This is a genomic window from Pseudomonas sp. Pse79 (assembly GCF_024519615.1).
Lineage (GTDB): Bacteria > Pseudomonadota > Gammaproteobacteria > Pseudomonadales > Pseudomonadaceae > Aquipseudomonas > Aquipseudomonas veronii.
On sequence record NZ_JALJRR010000061.1, the window covers coordinates 1 to 2302 of the forward strand.

The 2302-nt window shown below is 64.1% G+C and carries 2 protein-coding genes; both read right to left on the bottom strand.

Annotation, left to right across the window (positions count from 1 at the left end; all coding sequences use genetic code 11):
- The coding region (gene araG / locus NR164_RS30205) for an L-arabinose ABC transporter ATP-binding protein AraG (protein WP_256823668.1) at positions 1-1410 on the bottom strand (1410 nt) is incomplete at its 3' end.
- A partial coding sequence (locus NR164_RS30210; protein WP_256823667.1) for a substrate-binding domain-containing protein occupies positions 1407-2302 on the bottom strand: 896 nt, incomplete at its 5' end. The genes NR164_RS30210 and araG, both read right to left, overlap by 4 nt.

Below are 2302 nucleotides of genomic sequence, written 5' to 3' on the forward strand. Positions count from 1 at the left end.
CAGCACCAGAATGCGATCGGAAACCCCCATCACCTCCATCAAGTCGCTGGACACCACAATCACCGCGATGCCGCTCGCCGCCAGGTCATGGATGATCTGGTAGATCTCCGACTTGGCGCCGATGTCGATGCCCCGCGTCGGCTCGTCCAGCAGCAGCACCTTCATCGGCATCGACAGCCAGCGGCCGAGAATGGCCTTCTGCTGATTGCCGCCGGACAGGTACATGATTTTCTGCGCGGCGCTCGGCGTCTTGACCTTCATCCCGCGGATTTGCTGCTCGGCGTTGCCCTGCTCCCAGCCCTCGCGCAGCAGCCAGCCGAACCGGGAATGGGCGCCGCGTGCGCTGATGTTGATGTTCTCGGCCACGCTGCCCAGCGGGATGATGCCCTCCTTCTTGCGGTCCTCCGGGCACAGCAGCACGCCGGCGGCGATGGCGTCGCGCGGCGAGCGCAATTGCAGCGCTTGCCCGCACAGTTCCAACTGCCCCGCCGTGGCGCGCTGCAAGCCGCTGAGCAGGCGAAACAGCTCGGTGCGCCCGGCGCCGACCAAGCCGAACAGGCCGAGGATCTCGCCCTTGCGCACCTCAAAGCTGACCGGTTCACGCACGCCCGGGCCGAGCAAACCGTCGACCTTGAGCGCCACCTCGCCGTGCTCGCGCGGCCGATAGTCGTAGATATCCTGGATGTCGCGACCGACCATGCAGGTGACCAACTGGTCGTGACTCAGCGCACGCATGTCGTCGAAGGTACGCACGTAGCGGCCGTCCTTGAACACCGTGACCGCGTCGCAGATGCGGAACACTTCTTCCATGCGATGGGACACGTACAGCACCACTTTGCCCTCGTCGCGCAGGCGCGTGATGATCGCCATCAGCCGGTCGATCTCGCGGGCCGACAGGCTGCTGGTGGGTTCATCGAAGGCAATCACATGCGCGCCACGCGACAGCGCCTTGGCGATTTCCACCAGTTGGCGCTGGCCCAGGGACAGGCGCCCAAGCTTTTCCTGCGGGTCGATTTCATCGGCCAGGCCCTTGAGGCACGCCAGCGCCCGCTGGCGCAGCTGGCTGCGGTTGACCACGCCGAAACGCGCCGGCAAATGCCCGAGGAACAGGTTCTCGGCGACGCTCATTTCCGGCACCAGATGCAGCTCCTGGTGGATCACCGCGACGCCGCTGGCAATGCTGTCGGCCGCGCATTTGAAGGCCATGGTCTGCGCGCCGATCTGCACGCTGCCGCTGCTCGGGATGTAGGCGCCGCCGAGGATCTTCAGCAGCGTCGACTTGCCCGCGCCGTTCTCGCCCATCAACGCGTGTACCTGCCCCGGGTGGGCAGTGAAACTGATGCTGTCCAGCGCCTTGACCCCGGGGAAGGTTTTGCCGATGCCGTCAAAGCGCAGTGCCGCTGCGGTCATTTCCACAGCCCGATCTTGGTCAGTTCTTCCTGAAAGTTGGCGCGGGTGATCAGTGTCACTTCGTCCATCGCGGTGTACTTCGGCGGTTCCTTACCGGTGGTGACCCACTCGTACATCATCAGCGCGGTGTTGTAGCCCTCGATGTGCGGGCTGGGCAGCATCGAACCGAAGAAACCGCTGTTGGCTTTCTTCAACTCGCCAATGGCGTCGGTGCCGTTGATGCCGATGCCGATCACGTTGGCGGCTTTGAAGCCGGCGCTTTCGGTGGCGCGCACGCCGCCGAGCACGGTGTTGTCGTTCATGCCGCCGATGATCAGGTTTTTCGCGCCGCTGGGCAGCTTGACCAGCGCCGAGTTGGTGGCGTCCATGCTGCCGGGCACGTCGAGGGTCTTGAGCGCGGCGGTGAGGATATGGTCTTTGGGGATGCCGGCTTCTTCGAGGGATTTGATCGAACCGTCGGTGCGTTTTTTACCGGTGTCGAGCTCGTTGAAGGTGTTGATCACCGCGTAGGTGTCCTTCCAGTCCCAACCGCGCTTCTTCGCCTCGGCGGCCATCGCCGCGCCTTGCTTCTGGCCGACTTCGAACGCGGCCATGCCCAGGTACGGCACGTCTTCCATGAAATTGCCCTTGGCGTCGACGAAGCGATCATCCACGGCCATGACTTTCAAGCCGTTGACCTTGGCCTTGGCGACAATGGCCGGGCCGAGGGACACGTCCGGCGGGCAGATCACAAAGCCCTTGGCGCCGTTGGCGGCCAGGCTGTCGATGGCCGAGAGGGTCTTCTCGCCGTCGGGCACGGCGATCTTGATCACAGTGAAACCATGTTCCTTGCCGGCTTTTTCGGCGAAGGCCCATTCGGTCTGGAACCAGGGTTCTTCGGCTTGTTTGACCA